Annotated in this window: 29 protein-coding genes and 1 pseudogene; 12 read left to right on the top strand and 18 right to left on the bottom strand. The window is 64.8% G+C overall.

Translation table 11 applies throughout. The features are described 5' to 3' along the window. Positions 1-108: 108 nt before the first annotated feature. On the top strand, positions 109-1,200 hold the full coding sequence (locus DK26_RS23375) for a GGDEF domain-containing protein (RefSeq protein ID WP_066477818.1): 1,092 nt from the start codon (positions 109-111) through the stop codon (positions 1,198-1,200). Between the two features lie 111 nt (positions 1,201-1,311). On the opposite strand, the gene DK26_RS28715 is transcribed toward DK26_RS23375, so the two are convergent. The 18 genes and pseudogenes from DK26_RS28715 to DK26_RS23295 all read right to left on the bottom strand — a co-directional run bounded on the left by DK26_RS28715 (position 1,312) and on the right by DK26_RS23295 (position 12,373). Beyond that, complete coding sequence (locus DK26_RS28715) at positions 1,312-1,578, bottom strand: DksA/TraR family C4-type zinc finger protein (protein WP_083533530.1); 267 nt, start codon at positions 1,576-1,578, stop codon at positions 1,312-1,314. 299 nt (positions 1,579-1,877) lie between these two features. After that, the gene (locus tag DK26_RS23370) at positions 1,878-3,149 is read right to left on the bottom strand and encodes a cation:proton antiporter (RefSeq protein ID WP_066477821.1); all 1,272 of its coding nucleotides are present in this window, start codon (positions 3,147-3,149) and stop codon (positions 1,878-1,880) included. A 200-nt stretch (positions 3,150-3,349) separates the two neighbouring features. Further along, positions 3,350-4,237: a hypothetical protein gene (locus tag DK26_RS23365; protein ID WP_157089813.1), complete on the bottom strand. Its 888-nt coding sequence runs from the start codon at positions 4,235-4,237 to the stop codon at positions 3,350-3,352. A gap of 417 nt (positions 4,238-4,654) precedes the next feature. After that, a complete protein-coding gene (locus DK26_RS23360) occupies positions 4,655-4,927 on the bottom strand; it encodes an HU family DNA-binding protein (protein ID WP_066477813.1) in 273 nt (90 codons plus the stop codon). Positions 4,928-4,980: 53 nt separating this feature from the next. After that, complete coding sequence (locus DK26_RS23355; RefSeq protein ID WP_066477810.1) at positions 4,981-5,289, bottom strand: hypothetical protein; 309 nt, start codon at positions 5,287-5,289, stop codon at positions 4,981-4,983. Continuing rightward, the gene (locus DK26_RS23350; RefSeq protein WP_066477808.1) at positions 5,282-5,773 is read right to left on the bottom strand and encodes a hypothetical protein; all 492 of its coding nucleotides are present in this window, start codon (positions 5,771-5,773) and stop codon (positions 5,282-5,284) included. The genes DK26_RS23355 and DK26_RS23350 overlap by 8 nt, the downstream gene beginning before the upstream one ends. After that, positions 5,770-6,195, bottom strand: a complete 426-nt coding sequence (locus DK26_RS23345) for a hypothetical protein (RefSeq protein ID WP_066477806.1) — start codon at positions 6,193-6,195, stop codon at positions 5,770-5,772. Before DK26_RS23345 ends, DK26_RS23350 begins: the two co-directional genes overlap by 4 nt. After that, positions 6,192-7,013 carry a hypothetical protein gene (locus tag DK26_RS23340; protein WP_066477804.1) on the bottom strand — a complete coding sequence of 274 codons (822 nt, stop codon included), beginning with the start codon at positions 7,011-7,013 and terminating at the stop codon, positions 6,192-6,194. Before DK26_RS23340 ends, DK26_RS23345 begins: the two co-directional genes overlap by 4 nt. Continuing rightward, the gene (locus tag DK26_RS23335; RefSeq protein WP_066477802.1) at positions 7,010-7,276 is read right to left on the bottom strand and encodes a hypothetical protein; all 267 of its coding nucleotides are present in this window, start codon (positions 7,274-7,276) and stop codon (positions 7,010-7,012) included. The genes DK26_RS23340 and DK26_RS23335 overlap by 4 nt, the downstream gene beginning before the upstream one ends. Then, positions 7,273-8,310 carry a site-specific DNA-methyltransferase gene (locus DK26_RS23330; RefSeq protein ID WP_083533531.1) on the bottom strand — a complete coding sequence of 346 codons (1,038 nt, stop codon included), beginning with the start codon at positions 8,308-8,310 and terminating at the stop codon, positions 7,273-7,275. Before DK26_RS23330 ends, DK26_RS23335 begins: the two co-directional genes overlap by 4 nt. A 44-nt stretch (positions 8,311-8,354) precedes the next feature. Beyond that, positions 8,355-9,374, bottom strand: a complete 1,020-nt coding sequence (locus DK26_RS23325; RefSeq protein WP_066477797.1) for a hypothetical protein — start codon at positions 9,372-9,374, stop codon at positions 8,355-8,357. Between the two features lie 140 nt (positions 9,375-9,514). Continuing rightward, a pseudogene (locus DK26_RS29785) lies at positions 9,515-9,724 on the bottom strand (MarR family transcriptional regulator); the annotation flags it as partial. Continuing rightward, entirely contained in the window at positions 9,721-10,035 is a 315-nt protein-coding gene (locus tag DK26_RS23315; protein WP_066477785.1) for a hypothetical protein, read from the bottom strand. The pseudogene DK26_RS29785 and the gene DK26_RS23315, both read right to left, overlap by 4 nt. Continuing rightward, positions 10,035-10,589 carry a hypothetical protein gene (locus tag DK26_RS23310; RefSeq protein ID WP_066477778.1) on the bottom strand — a complete coding sequence of 185 codons (555 nt, stop codon included), beginning with the start codon at positions 10,587-10,589 and terminating at the stop codon, positions 10,035-10,037. The genes DK26_RS23315 and DK26_RS23310 overlap by 1 nt, the downstream gene beginning before the upstream one ends. After that, positions 10,589-11,311, bottom strand: a complete 723-nt coding sequence (locus DK26_RS23305) for a hypothetical protein (protein WP_066477776.1) — start codon at positions 11,309-11,311, stop codon at positions 10,589-10,591. The genes DK26_RS23310 and DK26_RS23305 overlap by 1 nt, the downstream gene beginning before the upstream one ends. Beyond that, positions 11,308-11,475, bottom strand: coding sequence for a hypothetical protein (locus DK26_RS29175; protein WP_157089811.1), 168 nt, complete (start codon positions 11,473-11,475; stop codon positions 11,308-11,310). The genes DK26_RS23305 and DK26_RS29175 overlap by 4 nt, the downstream gene beginning before the upstream one ends. Positions 11,476-11,493: 18 nt before the next feature. Continuing rightward, positions 11,494-11,862, bottom strand: coding sequence for a hypothetical protein (locus DK26_RS23300; protein ID WP_157089810.1), 369 nt, complete (start codon positions 11,860-11,862; stop codon positions 11,494-11,496). A 235-nt stretch (positions 11,863-12,097) separates the two neighbouring features. Continuing rightward, positions 12,098-12,373 (bottom strand): hypothetical protein, encoded by a 276-nt coding sequence (locus tag DK26_RS23295; RefSeq protein WP_066477773.1) that lies wholly within the window; start codon positions 12,371-12,373, stop codon positions 12,098-12,100. Positions 12,374-12,462: 89 nt separating this feature from the next. On the opposite strand from DK26_RS23295, the gene DK26_RS23290 reads away from it, so the two are divergent. The 11 genes from DK26_RS23290 to DK26_RS23245 form a co-directional block, all read left to right on the top strand. Continuing rightward, entirely contained in the window at positions 12,463-13,191 is a 729-nt protein-coding gene (locus DK26_RS23290) for a LexA family transcriptional regulator (protein WP_066477770.1), read from the top strand. Continuing rightward, positions 13,142-13,600 carry a hypothetical protein gene (locus DK26_RS23285; RefSeq protein WP_184231781.1) on the top strand — a complete coding sequence of 153 codons (459 nt, stop codon included), beginning with the start codon at positions 13,142-13,144 and terminating at the stop codon, positions 13,598-13,600. Before DK26_RS23290 ends, DK26_RS23285 begins: the two co-directional genes overlap by 50 nt. Before the next feature lie 605 nt (positions 13,601-14,205). Next, positions 14,206-14,529 (top strand): hypothetical protein, encoded by a 324-nt coding sequence (locus tag DK26_RS23280; RefSeq protein WP_066477766.1) that lies wholly within the window; start codon positions 14,206-14,208, stop codon positions 14,527-14,529. Positions 14,530-14,531: 2 nt separating this feature from the next. Continuing rightward, positions 14,532-14,798 (top strand): hypothetical protein, encoded by a 267-nt coding sequence (locus DK26_RS23275; protein ID WP_066477763.1) that lies wholly within the window; start codon positions 14,532-14,534, stop codon positions 14,796-14,798. Beyond that, on the top strand, positions 14,795-14,956 hold the full coding sequence (locus tag DK26_RS29170) for a hypothetical protein (RefSeq protein ID WP_157089808.1): 162 nt from the start codon (positions 14,795-14,797) through the stop codon (positions 14,954-14,956). Before DK26_RS23275 ends, DK26_RS29170 begins: the two co-directional genes overlap by 4 nt. Beyond that, positions 14,953-15,564 (top strand): hypothetical protein, encoded by a 612-nt coding sequence (locus tag DK26_RS23270; RefSeq protein ID WP_157089807.1) that lies wholly within the window; start codon positions 14,953-14,955, stop codon positions 15,562-15,564. The genes DK26_RS29170 and DK26_RS23270 overlap by 4 nt, the downstream gene beginning before the upstream one ends. Beyond that, positions 15,561-15,953: a hypothetical protein gene (locus DK26_RS23265; protein ID WP_066477758.1), complete on the top strand. Its 393-nt coding sequence runs from the start codon at positions 15,561-15,563 to the stop codon at positions 15,951-15,953. The genes DK26_RS23270 and DK26_RS23265 overlap by 4 nt, the downstream gene beginning before the upstream one ends. Further along, positions 15,943-16,197, top strand: a complete 255-nt coding sequence (locus tag DK26_RS23260; RefSeq protein WP_066477755.1) for a hypothetical protein — start codon at positions 15,943-15,945, stop codon at positions 16,195-16,197. The genes DK26_RS23265 and DK26_RS23260 overlap by 11 nt, the downstream gene beginning before the upstream one ends. A gap of 222 nt (positions 16,198-16,419) precedes the next feature. Further along, entirely contained in the window at positions 16,420-16,692 is a 273-nt protein-coding gene (locus DK26_RS23255) for a hypothetical protein (protein ID WP_066477752.1), read from the top strand. Positions 16,693-16,846: 154 nt separating this feature from the next. Continuing rightward, positions 16,847-17,770 carry a hypothetical protein gene (locus tag DK26_RS23250; protein ID WP_066477749.1) on the top strand — a complete coding sequence of 308 codons (924 nt, stop codon included), beginning with the start codon at positions 16,847-16,849 and terminating at the stop codon, positions 17,768-17,770. A gap of 27 nt (positions 17,771-17,797) precedes the next feature. Next, positions 17,798-18,000 (top strand): hypothetical protein (locus DK26_RS23245; protein WP_157089806.1); only part of this gene is annotated, 203 nt, incomplete at its 3' end.

Genomic DNA, 18,000 nt, shown 5'->3' with positions numbered 1-18,000 from the left:
GACGACTTTTTCAACGGTATCCGCGCAAAGCGCCCATCGCTCCAATTTAAGTGAAATCGGAACGCAAATGTAACGCCGCTTGTGGCATCTCGCCTTCGGGAGGGGGCGATGCTGAGACGTAACCGTACCGACGACCTGCCGGCGGCCATAGAGATCGAGATCATCTCCAGGCTTTATGAAGCGCTTCCGCAGATCATGTGCATTGCCGCTGGGCTGACCGGGGGCACCGCGATCATGGCGGTGCGAACGGGCGATCTGGTACTGTGGATGATCTTCGCCGCGGCAGTCTTGACGAGCGCCATTCGCCTGATTGGGCTCCGAATGTTCCATAGGCGCAAGCGCAATGCTCTGACACTCGCCCAAGCCCATCGATGGGAGGACGCCTACGCTTGGGCGGCGTTCGCCTTCACCGGGGTGATCACGGCGCTGACGATCCGGATTTTCCAGGCGGGGTACGTGGATGGTTACATCCTCACCGTGGGCCTGACGATGGCACTAACCGCCGGGTCGTCGGCTCGAACCATGCGCTTTTGGATTTGCGCAACCTTATCGACAGCGGCACTTGGGACGCTGGTGGTGTGCATGATGCTGACGGGTGATCTGCTCTTGCAGTCTATGGGCCTATTGCTCGCGCTTTACCTCTACAGCGTCTTTGAATCGTCGGCTCACATCGTCAGGCAAATCGAAGCGGTGCTAATTGCCGAGCGGGAGCTCGATATTGCAGCCCGTCGCGACGCTTTGACTGGAATTGCGAACCGCCGAGCCTTCGACGAGGCTCTATCCGCAACCTGTGGCGAACCCTTCGCTCTCCTGATGCTGGACCTGGACGGCTTCAAGGCGGTCAATGACCGGCTCGGCCATGCTGCCGGAGACGATCTGCTCCGTCAGGTAGCGGAACGCCTGTCCAACGTCGTTCGTAGCGACGACACCTTGGCGCGGTTGGGCGGCGATGAGTTTGCCGTCATTATGCCGGGTGCGGATGTGGCCACCGCACAAACTGTTGCTGAGAAAGCCGTGTCGAGGGTCGCTCAGCCCTATGTCGTCCTTGGCGCACCGGTCGTCATCGGCACTTCGGTTGGCGTCCAAGTCGCGTGCGGTGGCCCTGTCGACGGCGATAGGGTCAAGGCGGCAGCCGATGGCGCCCTTTACGCAGCCAAGCGCGGCGGCAAAGGCCAAGCGCTGATCGCCCGAGCTGCTTAGGCGCCCTGCCCTGCGCATCGGAAGCTGCCGAAAAGCCCGGTAGGCGAAAAATGCCCGCTGCCGGCCAGTGTATCAAAGCCCCGAACGGGCGCATTGGGCAAAATGCGCTTGCTACCTAAGCTGGCTATCCTTGCTGCCGCGCCGATTGATGCCCCCACTGCCGATCGAGCGCCGGTCGAGGCCTGACTGGCACGCGACGCATGTTCGCGCACCGGGCATTGCTAAGCGGCGCGCTTCCGGGATCTCCTCACCGCAGGCTTGGCAGTAGAGTTCTCCGGGGCCCGTGGGCAGTTTGGCGCGTGCAAGCCTGACCGCATCGTTGATCGAGTCGTCGATCTGATCTTGAACCGCCCCGTCTGGGGCCCATCCATTCGCCATGGTTACCTCCCATCTCGATCTACTGAGATGGTGCGTAGGCAAGGCATCTTCAATTACATGGCACAAGATGGCTGAGCGCGTTACCGCCTTCGTGGTCAGCGATTCGGACGACAGTGGCCGATGGACACGCCGATCCTCCTAATGTGAATCGAAAACTGGGAACTCGTTTCGCGGGCTGTCGGCAGACAGATCTGGATCATGCCTGCTTCGCCCGATCAAGCGTCGTCATAATCCAGATTGCACACTCTATGGCGCCGGCCGCAGGCGTAATCAGTAGGGCTTGGAAGTCCTACCAACGCTTACTCGGCATCGGGATCCCGACCGTGGCGTCGGTCGAGCAGTCGCATAAATGGCGTGACGGTCACGCCGTGCATTACGACTGACATGAGGATGATGAGCCCGACAAGCGCCCAAAGCCGATCGCTTTGCTCGACCTCCCCGATCCGGTTCAGGCCGTAGGCGAGATAGTAAATCGAGCCAACCCCGCGGATCCCGAAGAAGGCGAGCGTAGCCTTCTCCGTCCTGCTCGCGTTGTGACCCAGCAGCCCGACCACCCCCGTGACCGGGCGAACGACGAGGAGGATGGCTAGCGCGGTCGCAACCTCGATCCATCCAAGTGGAGCCAGCAATCCGCTAATCAAGGCACCGCCGAGCAGCAGTAGGAGCCCCATCATCGCCATGCGTTCGACCTGCTCCGTCAGCTCGTGCATAGCGAGCTGAAAATCGTGGCCCCGGTCGGCGTGGCGGAAGGTCAGCGCGGTCACAAAGACGGCGAGAAAGCCATAACAATGGATTAGCTCAGTCAGCCCGTACGAAACGAACGTCGCAGAGATAGCAATGAGCCCGTCACCAGTTCGCGAGAACTGCGTCTTGCCGGGAGCATGGAAGGTCAACCAGCCGAACGCTCGCCCAACGGCGTAGCCCGCCGCGACACCGGCGCCGATTTCCCAGAGTACGTTGTACATTAGCCATTCTGCCAGCCACGGCCTTCCCGTCGCGGCTGCCAACGAGAGAGCAATGGCGAGATGGACAAACGGGAAGGCGAAGCCATCGTTCAGACCGGCCTCCGAGGTAAGCCCGAAGCGAACCTCATCCTCTTCACCAGAGCTTGGCGGCCCGACTTGAACGTCGGCGGCCAGAACGGGATCGGTCGGTGCGAGCACTGCTCCCAGCAACAGCGCCAACGCCCATGACAGCCCCAGCCACCAAACTCCGACGAGCGCGATAGCCGCGATGCTTAACGGCATGGTGATCACGAGCAGCCGCCAGGTTACCGTCCATGTCCTAAAATCGAAAACCCGGTCCAACTTCAAGCCTGCACCCATAAGTGCAATAATGACCACCATCTCAGACAGCCGCTCGGTCATCTGGGGGTAGCGCATGGGAAGCGGATCGAGAGCGATCCAAGGAAGCGAAAAGATCGCTGCTCCCAAGACAAGACAGACAATCGGCAGAGACAAAGGCAGCCGCCGCAGGGCCAAAGGCAGCCACACGGCGAGTGCGATGAGAAACCCCGCGCCCGTTAGAAGGAAAATATAGGGATCGTGAGCGAAGTCGGGTGTGAGGTTCATCGTACTCAACCAGTTACACTGCAGATCGATCCTGCCGGCAGCGAAGTTTTCGGCATGAGCGTGACTTAGCCCGGCGGAGCAGCTCATCCTTCGCAACATGCTTGGCGTGAAAAGTTGGTAGCCCGCAGCGCTGTTCTCTGAGCTCTGCCCGAGTCTGCGCGGGCGGCCACTCAACGCCACGAGGTGGCGCAGGGGCAACCTTAGCTTCCTGCTGCCGAGTGTCGGCGCTTGCGGGAAGGCTGTCGAATCGTCCCCGGACTCTCACGCCGCTCTCTCCCGCGGATTATCGCATGTCTGGACGTGGCGTCTCGAAGCTCCCGCTGGGCGATGTCATAGGCTTCATCAAGCAGCCCGCCGGGCCGCCGCGACCTGATGCCTGCAGGCGCCATGTTCCGGCAGATCGCGACCTCCTCCAGCGCCTCGTTGAGGAAGCGCACCGGCGAGCCGAGGGCGGGCGGAAGGCCCATTTGATCCAGCTGCCGGTCGAGGCGCACGACATGGTCGAGCACGCGCCACCTCCATTCCGCTGTCCCGTCGGGGCGGAATGCGGCGAGGACATGCTCCTTGACCTTGGTCTCTATCTTCAGCGCGTCGACGGTGGATTCCACCGCGCCGCCAGCGCCGGAACCGTCAACCTGGTCCCGCGTCGGGTCGAAGCCCCGGACGCCGCCGGCGCCGATCCGATCGAACAGGCCGGAGAGCCATGCCCCGGCTTGGAGGCAGTATTCCGCGATGCCGCCGGCGCTCGCCTCGGCATGAAGCGCCGAAGCATTCGGGTTCCAGATGCGCTCCCCTCCACCTCGCAGTTTCTGGGTCTGCGGCTGGAATTCCGGCTTGATCTCCATGAACTGCTGCAGCTGGCGATGCAGCCCACGGGTCGTTTCGCTCCGGGAGGCCCAGAACATGGCGAAGCCGTCCATGCCGTGGGGCGGCTTCGTCGCGAGCTCGGCCAAGCGTTTCACGCGCTGCGAGCTGTTCCGAACCGCCTCGAGCTTGCCGTTCGTCACCACCCGGTTGATCGGCCCGCGCCGCTTGTTCCCGCCGATCTCGGCGTCGATGTGATCGATGGTGAAGCCGCAGAGGTACATCACGGACGCCTGCCAGCGCTCGAGGTCGCGCAGCTTCGACCGACGTTCCTTCGTCTCGAATTGGATCGCGGCGATCTCGGCTTCATGGGCGGCCGTCTGCGCCGCCGTTGCATTGGCGAGCGATGCCTCTCGCGCCTTCCGGGCCCGCTCCCGCTTCGCCTTCTTCGCGGCAGCGAGCTTCCTGGCTGCGCTGGCGCGCTTGCAGCCCTTGGAGCAACCGCCTGGGCACGGAAGCTTGTAGACGCCGGCACATTTCGACTGGCGGGCGGCGAGGCGTTCAGCGCGCGCCAGTTCCTTGGCAAGCTTCTCGGCCGCGATCTCTTCCTTGGTCCGATGCTTGGCCATGCCGCCCTCCTGATGCGAAGACGGCCGGCAGCAGATCGCCACCGGCCGAGGGTATTCCGCGCTCGCGCCGGCTTAGGCGACGGCGTCGGCGAGATCCTTGGCGACCTTGAACTTCGCGACCGTCTTGGCCGCGACGTTGATGGTGGCGCCAGTGGACGGATTGCGGGCAGTGCGAGCCTCGCGCTTCTCAGCCTTCAGCTTGCCGATGCCGCCGAGCACCACTTCGTCCCCCGCCTTCAGAGTCTTGGCGACGACGCCGGCGAGCGAGCCGAGGATGGCCGAAACGTCGGCCTTGGACTTGCCGGTCTCGTCGGCGATCGCGGCAATGAGTTCGTTCTTGGTCACTGGTCTTCTCCGTTAGGGCCACTGTGGGCCGGGATATTCCGCGGTCTGCGGAATCAAGGGCGCGGCAGCGAGATGGTGCGGACATTCCGCCCGTTCCTCGCCACGGCGAATGTCTTGGCGCCGGCAGATCGCGGACGCGGGATCGAGTTCAGGTGCTTCAGGAGCGCATCGGCCGCGGCGAACTTGGCCTCGAGCTCGCTGCCGTAGATCAGCGCGGAACGTCGGGCCCAGCGGCTCGTCACGGTCCGCACGCCCTTGTCGGTCTGGTAGCGCGCGAGCCAGCCGCGCCGGTGGGGATCAGGGTCAGCCCAGCACTGGAGAGGCAGCGCCGTCGCTGGCTTCGGGGCAGTCGCTTCAGTCATCGGAGAGGCCTTCACTCACGCGAGGCAGCAGGCCTCTAACCTCCGCCACCCACGCGGCCCGCTCTTCCGGTGTCCGTTTGGCGTGCTCGAGCTCCAGTTGCTTGGCGTGCCGAGCGTCAGCTTCCTCCTTCGCCTTCGTGCGGGCCCGCCGGCGAGCGAGGAACGCTTCGCCCTCGGCAGCTTCAATCCGCCTTTGAATCGCCTCGGCCTCGGCCTTCACCGCCCGGCTGACCATGGCGCAGGACGGCAACCAGACGGCGTCGTGGGCTGGCCATTCCCCATGGATGAACCTCATGATTCCGGCGTGGATCGCGGCAGCCGAGTGGCCCTCGAGAGCCACCATGTAAGTCGCGATGACCTGAGCGGGCTCCTGCCGTTGCTGCGATGGGAAAGCTGACAGCAGCAGCAGCATGTCGGCGTGGAATTCCTCGGGCTCAGGCGGCCGCGTCAGGTCTTGTTTCGGAATCAGCGCGAGTTGGCTCATCGGCTTGGCACCATGCGATTCAGAGCTTCGATCAGTCCGTCGCTGCCGTTCTGACGAGCAGGCGCTGGCACACCCTGGTCACCGCCCCGCCTGCCCTGGCGTTGCGCGGCGGTGCGTATCCACCGCCTATAGGTGGCCGGCCAATCGAGCTTGCAGCCCTTTGCCCCCGGCTCGGCGATCCAGTAGTCGACGAACTGCTGCGTCTCGCGCCGGGCGGCGCCATTGGAGCCGAGCTCGCTGACGGCGAAAGCTCTGAGTTCGTCATCTGGCCACCAGTCGGATGGCAGCCGTGTGGCCTTGGCGTCCTTTCGGCTGGCGCGCTTCGGCTTGGCGCCGCGCTCGATACCCTCGGCAGCGTCGAGCGCCTGCTCGATCGTTAGACCGGATGCCAGCATGGCGCGGATCTGTGGGACGATGCTCATAACAGTCTCCCCGGCTTCGGCGCGGGCGGTGTCAGCAGTTCCGGCGGCGCCCAATCGGAAAAGAGCGCGCCGATCTCATCGATGTTGCGGGGATGCGCCTTCCGGAAGTCGGGGCAGTTCGGCCCTATGCGCCAGGCGCCGTCCGCCGCCACGACCCAGCCGCCATCAATCCAGCGGCGATGATCGATCCCGATGTGCTTGAAGTCCTGCCGGCAGACCCAGCCCCGGCGCTCGAGCAGGACTGCGATCTTCAGCGCCTTCAGCTTCCACGGCGTCAGCGGGCTCGGCGAAGGCGCACCAGCGACGCAATCGGGCACGATTGACGGGAGGTCGAGCCTGACGACCGGCAGCATCTGCGGCCAGCTGTCACTCCAGTGGTCCCAATCGTCGACGTCGGCGCGCGGCGGCTCCGGCTGGATCTGCGGGCATCTCGTGTTGGAATCGTCCGCATCGTTGCGGACGGTGATGACCTGAACCCCGACCCGGCGGCAGAACTCGCGATGCAGCCAGGTCCCGCTGCCATCTGGGACGAGAACCGCACGACAATCCGGGCCGGGCGCGCACGGTGATCTGCCGGTCTCGATGATCTGCTGGATCACCGCATCATTGAGATGGAGCTTGGCCTCAACGGCGATCTGGAAGCCGTCCCGCTCCCTGACGAGAACGATATCGTAGCCGGCCGTCTCAGCGTAGGCGATCCACCCCGTCGGGCGTCCCCTGCCGCGATCGTTGTAGAGAGGGCCGGCACCCGTCGAGATCGCGATGAACCGCGCGCACATCTCCGCCTCAGACGCGAACTGAGCGACACGGCGCTTCATGGCGCCCTCCCCTGCAGGAAGCCGACGAGCACGCCCATGACCGAGCTGAAATCGAGATGGGTCATCGAGCCGATCTTCTCGACACGGGTGAGCGTCATCTCGAGCGCAACGGCAGGATGCTCGCGGCCGGTTCGGAAGTCGCTGTTGAGCTGAGCATCCGCGGTCCAGGTAATCTTCGCCTCGCCGCCGCCGCGTCCGTCGCTGGACAGCAGCAGCGTGAAGCCGAGCGCGCCAAGATCGCGATGAGTGGGCGCGGTGCTCATGCTGCCACCTCGTCCGATCGCACGCCGTAGATGCGCCGGCGCGCCATCTCCGCATAGTCGGGATTGAGCTCGATAAGGGACGCCCGAAGCCCGAGCTGCAGGGCGACCAGCCCAACGGTGCCGCTCCCCCCGAATGGGTCAAGGACATGGCCTGGCTGCCGCTCGAAATGGCCACAGAGCCCGCCGCAGTTATCTACGGCACCGCAGGCCCCGCACACACTCGGCGGCGTGCCAGCGAGAATGCACCGGCGCGCCAGTTCCGGCGGGAAGGTCGCGAAATGAGCCTCCCGGAAAGCCTTGGGCGCGATCGTCCAGACGTTACGAGCGTTGCGGCTTTCGACGAGTTGCTGCGTTGAAGCGGCGAAGCGCTCGTTCGACTTGATCATCTCCTCAGCTCGGCCGCGCATCTTCCTCGATCGAGCGGTGCCGTGATCCATGACCGACTTGGGCGGCAACTTCCGCGGGACGGGCACTCTATCCTTATTCTCGCGGCTGTTCGGGCCAGCCTTCTTCACTCGAGCATGGGAGCCGCCGGTGACCGGCTCGCGGATCGCTTCTGCGTTGTAGAAGTAGTCCTCGCCCTTCGTCAGGAGCCAGATCTTCTCGTGCGCGGTCGTCGGTCGATCGTAGACGCTCTCCGGCATCGGATTTGGCTTGTGCCAGATGATCTCTGAGCGAACCCACCAGCCATCATCCTGGAGAGCGATGGCCAGCCGGTTCGGGATCATGCAGAGATCCTTGGGCTTCAGCGTGCCTTGGATGGTGGAGAAGGGCTTGTCTCGGAAGGTCCGATCGTCCCCCACAACGTCGGCTGCTGCGCGCCCGTTCGGCGTGGTGGCATAGCAGTCGCCGTAGTTGAGCCAGACTGTGCCGTGCGGCTTGAGGACCCGCCGCACTTCGCGGAAGACGCGCACCATCACGTCGAGGTGCTCGCCCAGCGTTGGCTCAAGGCCGATCTGCCCTTTGACGTCGTAGTCGCGCAGGCCCCAATAGGGCGGGGACGTCACGACGCAGTCGACTGACGCGGCGGGCATCTTTCGGAGCTGCTCGAAAACGTCGCCGATCAGGATCGAGATCGTCACGGCCGTGCCAGCTCGATCTTGCAGCCTTGGCCGCGGATGTGAGTGAATTTGATCCCGATGTCCTCGAGCTTCTCGCCGATAAAGCCGAAACGAGATGAGAGGAGCGCCGGGCTCGAATAGTCGCCGATCTTGGCGAGCTTATCGACCGAGTGGATATGGCCATCGTTCATGACGCCGAGCATCCGGACGATCCCAGAGTAGGTCGACCAGGTCCCCCGGGGACCGTGCACCTTCAGCCCGCACTTGGAGAAGCTGACGATATGCGTGGGCTGCGCCGGCGGGGACGCAACCTCGGGCTCTGGCTCTGCCGGAACCACTTGGGTTTGGCTCGCAGGCGCAGGCGTCGCCGGTGTGGCCTCTAGCTCCGGCTCGGGTTGAACAGTCGGCGCCTGCATCGCCGATACACCGACGCGAGCGCTAGCGCGCGGATCGCCGTCCTTCCTGGCCATGCTTACGAAGGCAGAGACCGAACTTGCTCCGCAGCCAACCTGCCGGGCGATCTCGGGCTGGGACAATGTGGTCGTCGCCCATAGACGCAGGACCTGCTCCCCTTTTGTAAGGGGCTGCTCGCCGTCGGTCTCGCTGGGAGGAGCAGCGACCGACGGCGAGCAGATCGGATCAGCGGTGGCCGAAACCGCTTGATCCGATTCCTGAATGGGTTGATCGGGGTCTGGCGTCCGGTCGACGGGGAGAGGCGCCGAAGCCACCTCCCCCGCCGGCCGTGACGAATTGCGGCGATCTGCGCTTTTAATTGCCGCTTGCGCGGCCCCGGCCTCGGACGCGGCTGCCACCGCGTCCGATTTTTGCGCTCGCTGATCGCCGCCTTGTTTTCCCGGCCCTTCGTTCTGGGCTCCGGGGAAAGGCGCGGGCTGGGGAACTGAGGTGAGGCTAGTGGGAATGCCCGCCTCGATCCGCGCGATGATGTCGACCGCGCGTGAATTGGTTTCGACCGACCGGGCGTTGATGTCGATTACGGCCCGCAACAGGCCGACGATGTCGAGCTGTAGCGAGCTCATGCCTGCACTCCGACGAATTCGGCCACGGCGATGCGGATGACAGACGAGCGCGCTACGCCGGTCTCCGAGCAGATCCGCGCCAGCGCGTCCTCTACCGCCGGCGGGAATGCCTTCTCCTCGAGCGCCGAGGCCTTGCCGCCGATCACCGAGATGGCGCGAGCTCGGTTGGGCAGACGGATAATGCAGCCTCGCTCTTCAAGCGCATCGATCAGACGGCTCACCCCGCTCTTGGACGATAGGCCCAGCTGCGCGGTCATCTGGTCGAAGCTGGGCGAGTGCCCTTCCCTCGCGGCGTATTCATCGATGTAGGCAAGCAGCTCGGCCTGCTTGGGCGTCAGTCCTGCTTTCATGGCTGGTACCTGCAGTGGTCGAAGATGCCGGCCCGGGCCAACTTGCGATGGCTGGCGCGGATCATGGCGATGCGCGCCTGCTTGTCGGCGCAGATGGGGGCGAGTGCTGGCGCGGCACGGCGCAACGGCGGAGCCTCAGCAATCTCTGCGAAGGCCGAAATCGTCGGCAGCGAGATCGAAGGTGCAGCCGGCTCGGCATCACGGAGGGGAGCACGTACGACAGCCGGAGCAGCCTCGATCTCGGGCTCATGAGCGGCGATCGCAATCAATCGGCCGTCGCGGCCCACGGCCCAGGTGGTGGAGGAGGACATCACAGCGCCCCCATCATGAGGACGCCGCCCGGTGTCACCCGTGCGAACTTCGCCACGCCAAACGACCAGCACGCGATCGCGTCGGTCTGGTCGCGCTTGGCTTTGGGAAGGACGTACTCGGTGTAGCCGAGGCGCTGGCAGTGCTGCGCGACGAGCAGCTTGATGTCCTGCCCAGGCTGGGCCTTGCCCTGCCCAATGAAATACTTCCGCACAGTGGAAGCGGCGACGCGCTCCAGCCGGATTCCGTAGGCGTAGCAGAAATTGTAGAGCCCCTGGTGGAGCGACAGAGCGACCTTGCCGGCATCGTCCGACTTCTGGCCGGCGAGCGGCAGCATGGCCTCTGCGATGATGATGTCTGGAGTTTGGTAGAGCGGCAGCGGCCCGATGAAGGCCTGCTCCAGCCAGCGCTCGATATTGTAGCCGGCCATCTCGAAGTCCTCGTGAGGCTTGCGGAAGCGCATGCTCAGGCTCTTGATCTGCGACGGGTGATTGATCCGGGAATCGCCGATGGCGATCCCCGTGGTCGTGGCGAGGTCGAGGCCGACCGAGAACATCAGTGAACGACGGAGAACGTGCCGGCGGCGCGGCTGCGGGGCTCGGCGGCGCCGGGCTTCAGATCTTCCTCGTCGTCATCGGGGAGGCCACCGACAGCGGCCGGAGGCGGCGGCGGGGCAGCATCGGCCTTCGCAGCAGCGGCCTTGCCCGAGCGGCCGCGCTTCGGCTTATCGGCTGGGGCGGCTTCAGTGGTCGCCGGAGCAGCAGGCGGCGCCGGCGGCGCATCAGGATCGAGCGCCGGGATTTCCAGCGCCTTCGACGCCGCCCTGCGATTGTCGGCGATGGCCTTCGTGCCCTCGAACATCTTCTGGGCATCAGCGAGCGGCACGCCGCCCGGAGCGGTGACGGTGTTGGCGTCGACCGGGGCCGGCTCGAGCTTCGCCGACGAAGCCGCGGCTGCCTTGGCCTGATCGTCCAGATTGCCGACGTGGCCCTTGTTCTCCCAGTCCTGCTCGATGATCTCGATGTAGAACTTCAGGTGGGCGAGATGCTCCTTGGCCTTGATCTCGTTGGTCCGGCCCTTCCGGTGGATCGCAGCAGCCTGCGCGAAGGCCGGGCCGTGTAGATTTCCGCTCTCGACCTGCGTCTTCACGCGCTCGCCGAACTTGCCGGCGATCGTCGCGGTCTCCTCCTTCGTCTTCATCGACTGGACGAAGAGGGCCTTCACCACAGTGGCAGAGGCGAACCTGATGGGCGCATCGGATTGAGCTGGCTTGCTCATGGACGGTCTCCTGGCTGATCGGTGCTTGGGTCGAGCGCCTTCGCCTTGTCGGACAGCCACACGGCGAGGCGGACGATGGGAGCAGCCGGGGCCATCCACAGCGACGCCAACGCGCCGAGCAGTGCGGACAGAGCCACCAGCAGGATGCAGACGAGACCTCGCATCGAGCGGGTCCTTCTCGTTCAAGACTTCAGGGACGCCAGTTCGGCGGTGATGCGGGTTAGTTCGGCCTCGACCGAGGCGAGGCGCTCGGCGTGGGCTGCAGCGACGATCCATCCGGGCGGGTTCGCCAGAGCCGAGCATAGGAAGCTCGGCCCGTAGGCACAGACGAGCCGGCCGTAGGTCCAGGCGCTCGGCGCGGACACACGATCGATCATCTTCTGGATCGTCTCGACGCAACCACCGATATCGGCCGCGACGTTCTCTGCGGTCTTCACCGGATAGCGCTGACGCAGGAACGCAATGATGCGCTCCGCCTTAGCAACGCGCTCAGCGACATCTGTCCGAGCGCCGCCGGACAATTGTCCGGAAGCTTGGGAGGACTGTCTCATCTGGATCTCCGATATTGGGGACACAGACGGAGCGGCGGCGGCCTTGGACGGGCGAGCGGTTTCGGAAGATGCGGATTTCCGGGGAGAGCGCCTGGCAGCGCGGGCCCCACCAGAAACGGACGGAGAAGAACATGAAGACGAAAGCGCGAGACCCACCATGTCAGCGGACTCCGAAGGACGGCGCCGCGAGGGCGCAGACCAGAACCAGCAAATTTCCGGCACCGGCGCTCATCGGTTAGAGCGCCTCCGCCGTAGCGCCCGCGTCCGAGGCACGAGCCTCCGCCGGCGACTTGTCAGCACGGATGAATTCTTCGAGCTTGCGCAGCTTCTTGGTCGTCACCGACCCGCCGTTCAGAACCCGCTGCACGAACAAGGTGTCGTTCAGCGCGACGCGCCCCAGGATCGAGGGCGCGCAACCATGGCGCTTGCAGTATTCCTCGATCTGCGCCTTCACCTCGGCATAGAGGCGATCGACGGGCGCGAGGGTCGGCTCTGCGGTCTCAGTGCTCATGCTCTAGGTATGACTAATATTTTAGTCAGCCGTCAAGCCTTGAGTGACTAATTTTTTCTATCTGCCGATTATTCGCCGGAAACGCCAAAATGAGCGGCATGGAATCAGTTTTAGTCACGAACCTGCGCAGGCTGCTCGCGGAGAAGCAGGTCAACGGGAAACTGATCTCGCCGACCGCGCTCGGCAAGCTGATGGGCAAGAGCCCTGCGGTCGTGAATAAGATTCTTGACGGCTCGACCGCCAACCCCCAGCTCGACACACTGCGCGCCATTGCGAAGGTGTTCGGCGTCCCGCTGCAGGAACTGACCGGCCAGGCAGCGGAGCCGTCGTCGGACTCGCTCGCGGGCGGCGCCATCGGTTACGAGCGCCTGCATGTGCGCTGGCAGGCAGAGGCCGGCCTCTGGCGCGAAATCGATATCGATCAGAGCGAGCCCGAAGAGTACCTGGTGCCGATCCCCGCCGGACGCCGGCCGCTCGAGCGATTCCTCTCCCGGGTCCACGGCGACTCGATGAACCGCGCCCACATCCATGACGGCGACACCGTCGTCTGCATCAACTGGATCCAGCTCGACGAGCCCATGAAGGACGGCCAGATCGTCCTGGTTCAGCGCAAGCGCAACGGCGGCCACATGATCGAGACCACCGTCAAGGTGCTCCGCGTGTTGATGGACCGCTACGAGCTCCACCCGAAATCGACGAATCCGGTTCACAAGCCTATCGTCGTGATGCGTGGAGACGGAGACAGCGATGGGCAGCACATCGAGATCCTTGGCCTGGTCGAAAGCGTTTATCGCCCTCTCGTTGTTGATCTCGACTGAGGCAGCGGCGCAGGACGCAGAGTTCTCGAAGCTGATCGAAAAGCGCTGTGTCGTCGCGGCGCTGCAGCACATTCCGACGATCCCAGGCGGCGCCGTCTCGGCTTACAAGGCTCAGAATTTCGACAAAGCCCGCATGGCTCGCGTCCTGGCACTGTCACAGGAACGACCGCAGAACCTCGAGATGCTCGCGATCGCGTTCGGGTCGGACGTCGGCTCCGAAATCCGCGGCGGAGAGACCCTCGACGCCTATCGCGAGCGCCTCGCCCCGCTCTTCATCAAGGGACTGACGCAGTCGCTCGAGGTGAGCGTGACGATCACATCCGGCTCGCTCAGCGCAACGTTCCGCTCCCTCTGCGCGGCTCCAGCCTCGGGCGCGGTCACCTCATTCAAAGACGGAATCACCGGATAGCCTCCAGGAATCTTCTTGGTCTGGTTGGATGGTGAGCCGGAGATTTGGCATAGGACGAGACACCCCCGCCGCCGGCAAGCCGACAGGCAGGGACGTCCCGACCCATGAAAACTGGTTGGCCGGAGCCGCCGTTTTCAATGGCGACGCGCTCGAGGCGAGCGGCGCGTCTCGATCCCAACTTGCGATCGCTCTCGTGCGACCGTCCCTCACCCTCGGATCTTTCGGACCAGGCTGGCTTCGAGGGAACCCCACGGTAGGCCTTCGACCGCTTGCCCCGCTGTGTGTCATCCCGACGGCGAAGCGGCGGCCACCGAGGCGGATTCGCAATCAAGAGCGGGAAAATCTGGAACACGGCGAGGCGCTACATATTGCGCCTTGAGGCTACGCGGCATACAAAAGAGCCGCCTCGCGCTCGGTGCTGTGAACACCGATTTCTCCGCCCTCGTAGCTTGCCGGCTGCGGGGGCGGTCTCGTTTTCGCTCCGGACAACGATCCGCGTCAACTAATTTCGTATCCACTACGACGCTAAATAATTCGTCATGAGGTATTGACGACTAATTTTTTATTCGTCATCGTTACGCCAAGTTCAACGAACGAGGCAGCCGATGCCGGTCACCGCCGAGCTCCCACCATTCCCATCGCATGACGCCTTCGAGGGCCTGCGCGAGCAGATCGAAGAGGCCCGGCGTGATGCCTCCGACAAGCGCTTCATCGAGTTTTGCGTCGACGTGCGTCGGACGTGGTCGAAGTTCGCTCCGCTGCTGTCAGCCGATCTGGGTACGCCCACGAAGAAGCTGACCGCGGCGGAGCGGGCCGAGAAGCGCCGGCTCGAGGCAGCGGGGATCGGCGAGGATGACATCGCCGCGCTCACCGGCTGGTTTGACGCGGCAATCCAGGCAGTTCGCCTGAGCCATGCGCGGGCGGCCTGATCATGGGCGACGTGACCCGCATTTACATCACTTCGTCGCCGAGTTGGGCGACTTGGGTACGCCGGCTTGTGACCGGCGCGACGCTCCTCATGGGGCCGATCGCAATCGGGATCGTCTGCGACAGCGCGGCGATGCAGTGGCTCGGGTTCATCGCCGGCATGGTTGCGATCTGCGCCGTTGCCAAGCGGACCGCTGACCACACGACCTTCGAGACGACAGATCAGGCCCGCGCCTACCTGGACGCGCTCGATGCGGGAAAGCGGCCATGAAGGCGCTCATCTCCCTCGCCTCCTTCATCCTGCTCGTCCTGGGCGGCTGGCTCCTCTTCGTGGCCGGCGGCCTCGACGAGGAAGGCAACAGGGGCTCGGCGGCGTTCAGTGCGTCTCTCGCGACGTTGATCCTGCTGATGTCGTGGGTGCTGGCATGACGCGGTCTGAAAGGCTCCGCGAGCGCGCGGCTTCCATGTTGGCAAAGGCCGAAGCGATCGACCAGGCGCCGCCAAGGTTCGTCGCGATGACGCAGGTCCGTGACGCTGTTGCCAGCGCTGCTGGTATCGACGCCGCCAGCGTTCAGTTGGTCATTCGTGGACTCAGGGAATGTGGCCTTCGGCCGTCTCGCCAGCGCGGCCCAACCACCTGCTCGCTTCCTCTTTCGGAGGCGGCCCTGATCCTCATCGCCGTACTGGCGGCGCGAGACATCAAATCCAGCGCGGCGAGCTGTACTCGTTTGATGCAGACAAGGATTGAGCTCGAAGTCGGCCCGCGACCGCATCAGTTGCTGACCGAGGCTCAAACTCTTTGCGATTTGGTCGAGGCGCTCATCGCCGTCCTTATCGCGGAGCCGACAGCCACCGCGCGCATTCAAGTCAACCAGACCGACCTGTGCGCACTAGTCCAGGTTGAGCTCAACAGCGCGGGCTGGTCGGCATTCTTCCCACCGTTGCGAGCGGCTGCGGGCGATCGGCACGAAATCGCTGCTGTGAGCGAAATCACGCTGCGCGCCATCGCTGACCTCTTTCGGGAGGCGCAGCCATGACGCCCCGGCCCTACCAGCAAGCCTACGACGTGGTCATTCGCATGATGGCCGACGCGCTCCTCCTGCCGCCGGCAGTCGAGCCCTACCGGCTCGCGGCCTGCGTCGACCGGTGGCGCGAGCAGCGGATCGCCGACGTTTGCATCGATGAGTTCGGAGACGCGGCTCGGCGTCTCCTCCAAGACGCCGAGGGAGCGCAGCGTGTCGGACCGGGCGCGCATGCCGACGATCGGCGATCCAATGGTGGATCGCGCTCCCTCGGCTTTCCCCTTGCCGGAGGCGCGGGGCTGAACGGGACAGTGCTGGCTCAATCAGCTTCGACGACCGACCGCCGCGATGGCGGCCGCGCCTCCGGCAATCCCATCGCGCAGGAGGCTGGCCATGCTGCGTGAGCACCAGTCCTGCCTCTTCAATTCGGTGCCGATCATCGACTGCGGCCGCGACATGCGGGTGCCGGAGCCCGTGCTCGCCGCGATCAACTGGCCGGCGACTCTCGTGTTGGCTTTGGCCGCAGGGCTCGCAGTCTACGCAGCTCTGCGCGCTCGGTACCGGCACGAAATCGACTGGAATCAGGAGCCGGAGCCCAAGCGACCGCTCCGCCCGGTTGAAGACGTTTCGCGGGATGCCGGCGCCTGATGCTCGCGCTGGCCCTCCTGCTCATCGCCCTTGTGGCGAGCATTCCACGGGCGATCCGCGGCTGTTGGAGATCAGCCGTTCGCCAGTCCGCGAGGAGCCCACCGCAATGGGCCGGAACCGCACCGCCTGCCCAGCGCCGCGTGAAGGCCGAGGGTCCAGCCAGGCAGGCAGCCACTTAAACCGGGGAGCGTTGCGGCGCTCCCCCAGCCCAGAGAGAGCGATATGCGCACCGACCACGTCCTGAGCCTGAACAACCACCTCCTCGCTTCCGCTGAAAACATCGGCGAGGCCATCCGGGTCCGCGAGGAAGAGATCAAGGGCCTGCGGAAGCTGCAGGGACTGCTCCTGACCGCCGCGGAGGTCGAGAACCCAGTGTTCCCATCGTTCGTCTCGTCCGGCGACGAGGGCTTCAAGCGGGTCGCCGAGGCCGCTTCCGAGGCTGAACGCCGCAACACCCGTCCGGTTACCCCCTCGCTGGGCGACCAGGCCGCCTGATGCCCGCCGCGCGCAAGGACGGAACTCTCCGGCGCGCGGAAATCGCGGTCCACCAGCGACTGCTCCTCGAACACCTCGCCCGGCAGATCGGGCGCCCAATCATCGGATGGCGCGGCACCCGGCCGGTCGTCCGCGTCGCAGCAGGATCGAAACCATGAGCGAAGACTTCACCTTTTGGCGGGCTCAGCTCGCGGGCAAGAACCCAGAGCTCGAAGACAAGCTTCCGCGCGTGGGCTTCTACCGAAAGGTCGATGACCCGGTGATGATCCGCGTGGTCGACGGCGTCATGTGGGCCTGGATCGGCCGCAAGGGCGGCCAGCGCGCGGTCAAGGCAGACGCCAGCTTTGCCGAGACGACGTTCTCCTTCTTCTGCCGCAACGCGATCACGAACGAGCTCTACGAGGCGGTCGCCAACAACGGCGCGCCCTGGCCGGACGCCCCGCCCGACGTGAAAGGCGAGATCGGCGACAACCTCCCGTCTGATCCGTTCGAGCGCCTGAAGATCGAGCTCGAGGCGCACGAAGAGCGCATCACTCTGTTCTTGAAGACCCCGATCTCCGAGGAGGAGCAGGCCGTAAAGTGCGGGCTCTGGTCGGGCAAGGTCGCAGGGCTCGGCAAGGAGCTCAACGCCATGCGGCTCGCGGAGAAGCGGCCTCACGACGAGGCCGGCGACGCCGTCCAGGCCAAGTTTGTGCCCAAGGTCGAACTCGCGAAGAAGCTCTCGCGCGACCTCAAAGACCACATGGAAGCGTGGACACTTGCCAAGAAGCGCAAGGCCGAGACGGAGGAGCAGCAGCGGCAGGAGGCTGCACGCAGGGCAGCCGAGAGCCTCGAGATGCCGGCGCCACAGCCGACGCAGACCCGCGCGCCCAGTAATGTCGTCACCGGCGGCGTTTCCGTCCGCACCCGCAAGGACGTGAAGATCAACGACGTCGTCGCCGCGGCCTCCTTCTTCGCTGCGCGCGACAAGGTCGACACCAAGTTGCTCGACATCATCACGACCCTCGCCCGCCGCGAGGCGCTCGCTGGCTACACCGTGCCAGGCGTCGAGGTCGTGACCATCGAATCCGTCGCCTGATCCGCCAGCAATCTGGAACCGCCCGCCATGAACGCGCTCGCCCCCGTCTCCGATAACCGCCCAGCCCGCCAGATCGTCGAGGACGTCATCCCGATCCTCGATACCGCCAGGTTTGAGCACATGCAGCGCATCGCCACCGTCATGGCGAGGTCCACCCTCATCCCTGAAGCGCTGCGGACCTTCAAAGACGGCGACAAGGTCCTCCATCTGCCGATACCGTTGAAAAAGTT

Origin of the sequence: Allobosea sp. WAO (assembly GCF_001509835.1) — a bacterium.
Lineage (GTDB): Bacteria > Pseudomonadota > Alphaproteobacteria > Rhizobiales > Beijerinckiaceae > Allobosea.
This window is presented reverse-complemented; position numbering and strand designations above follow the sequence as displayed.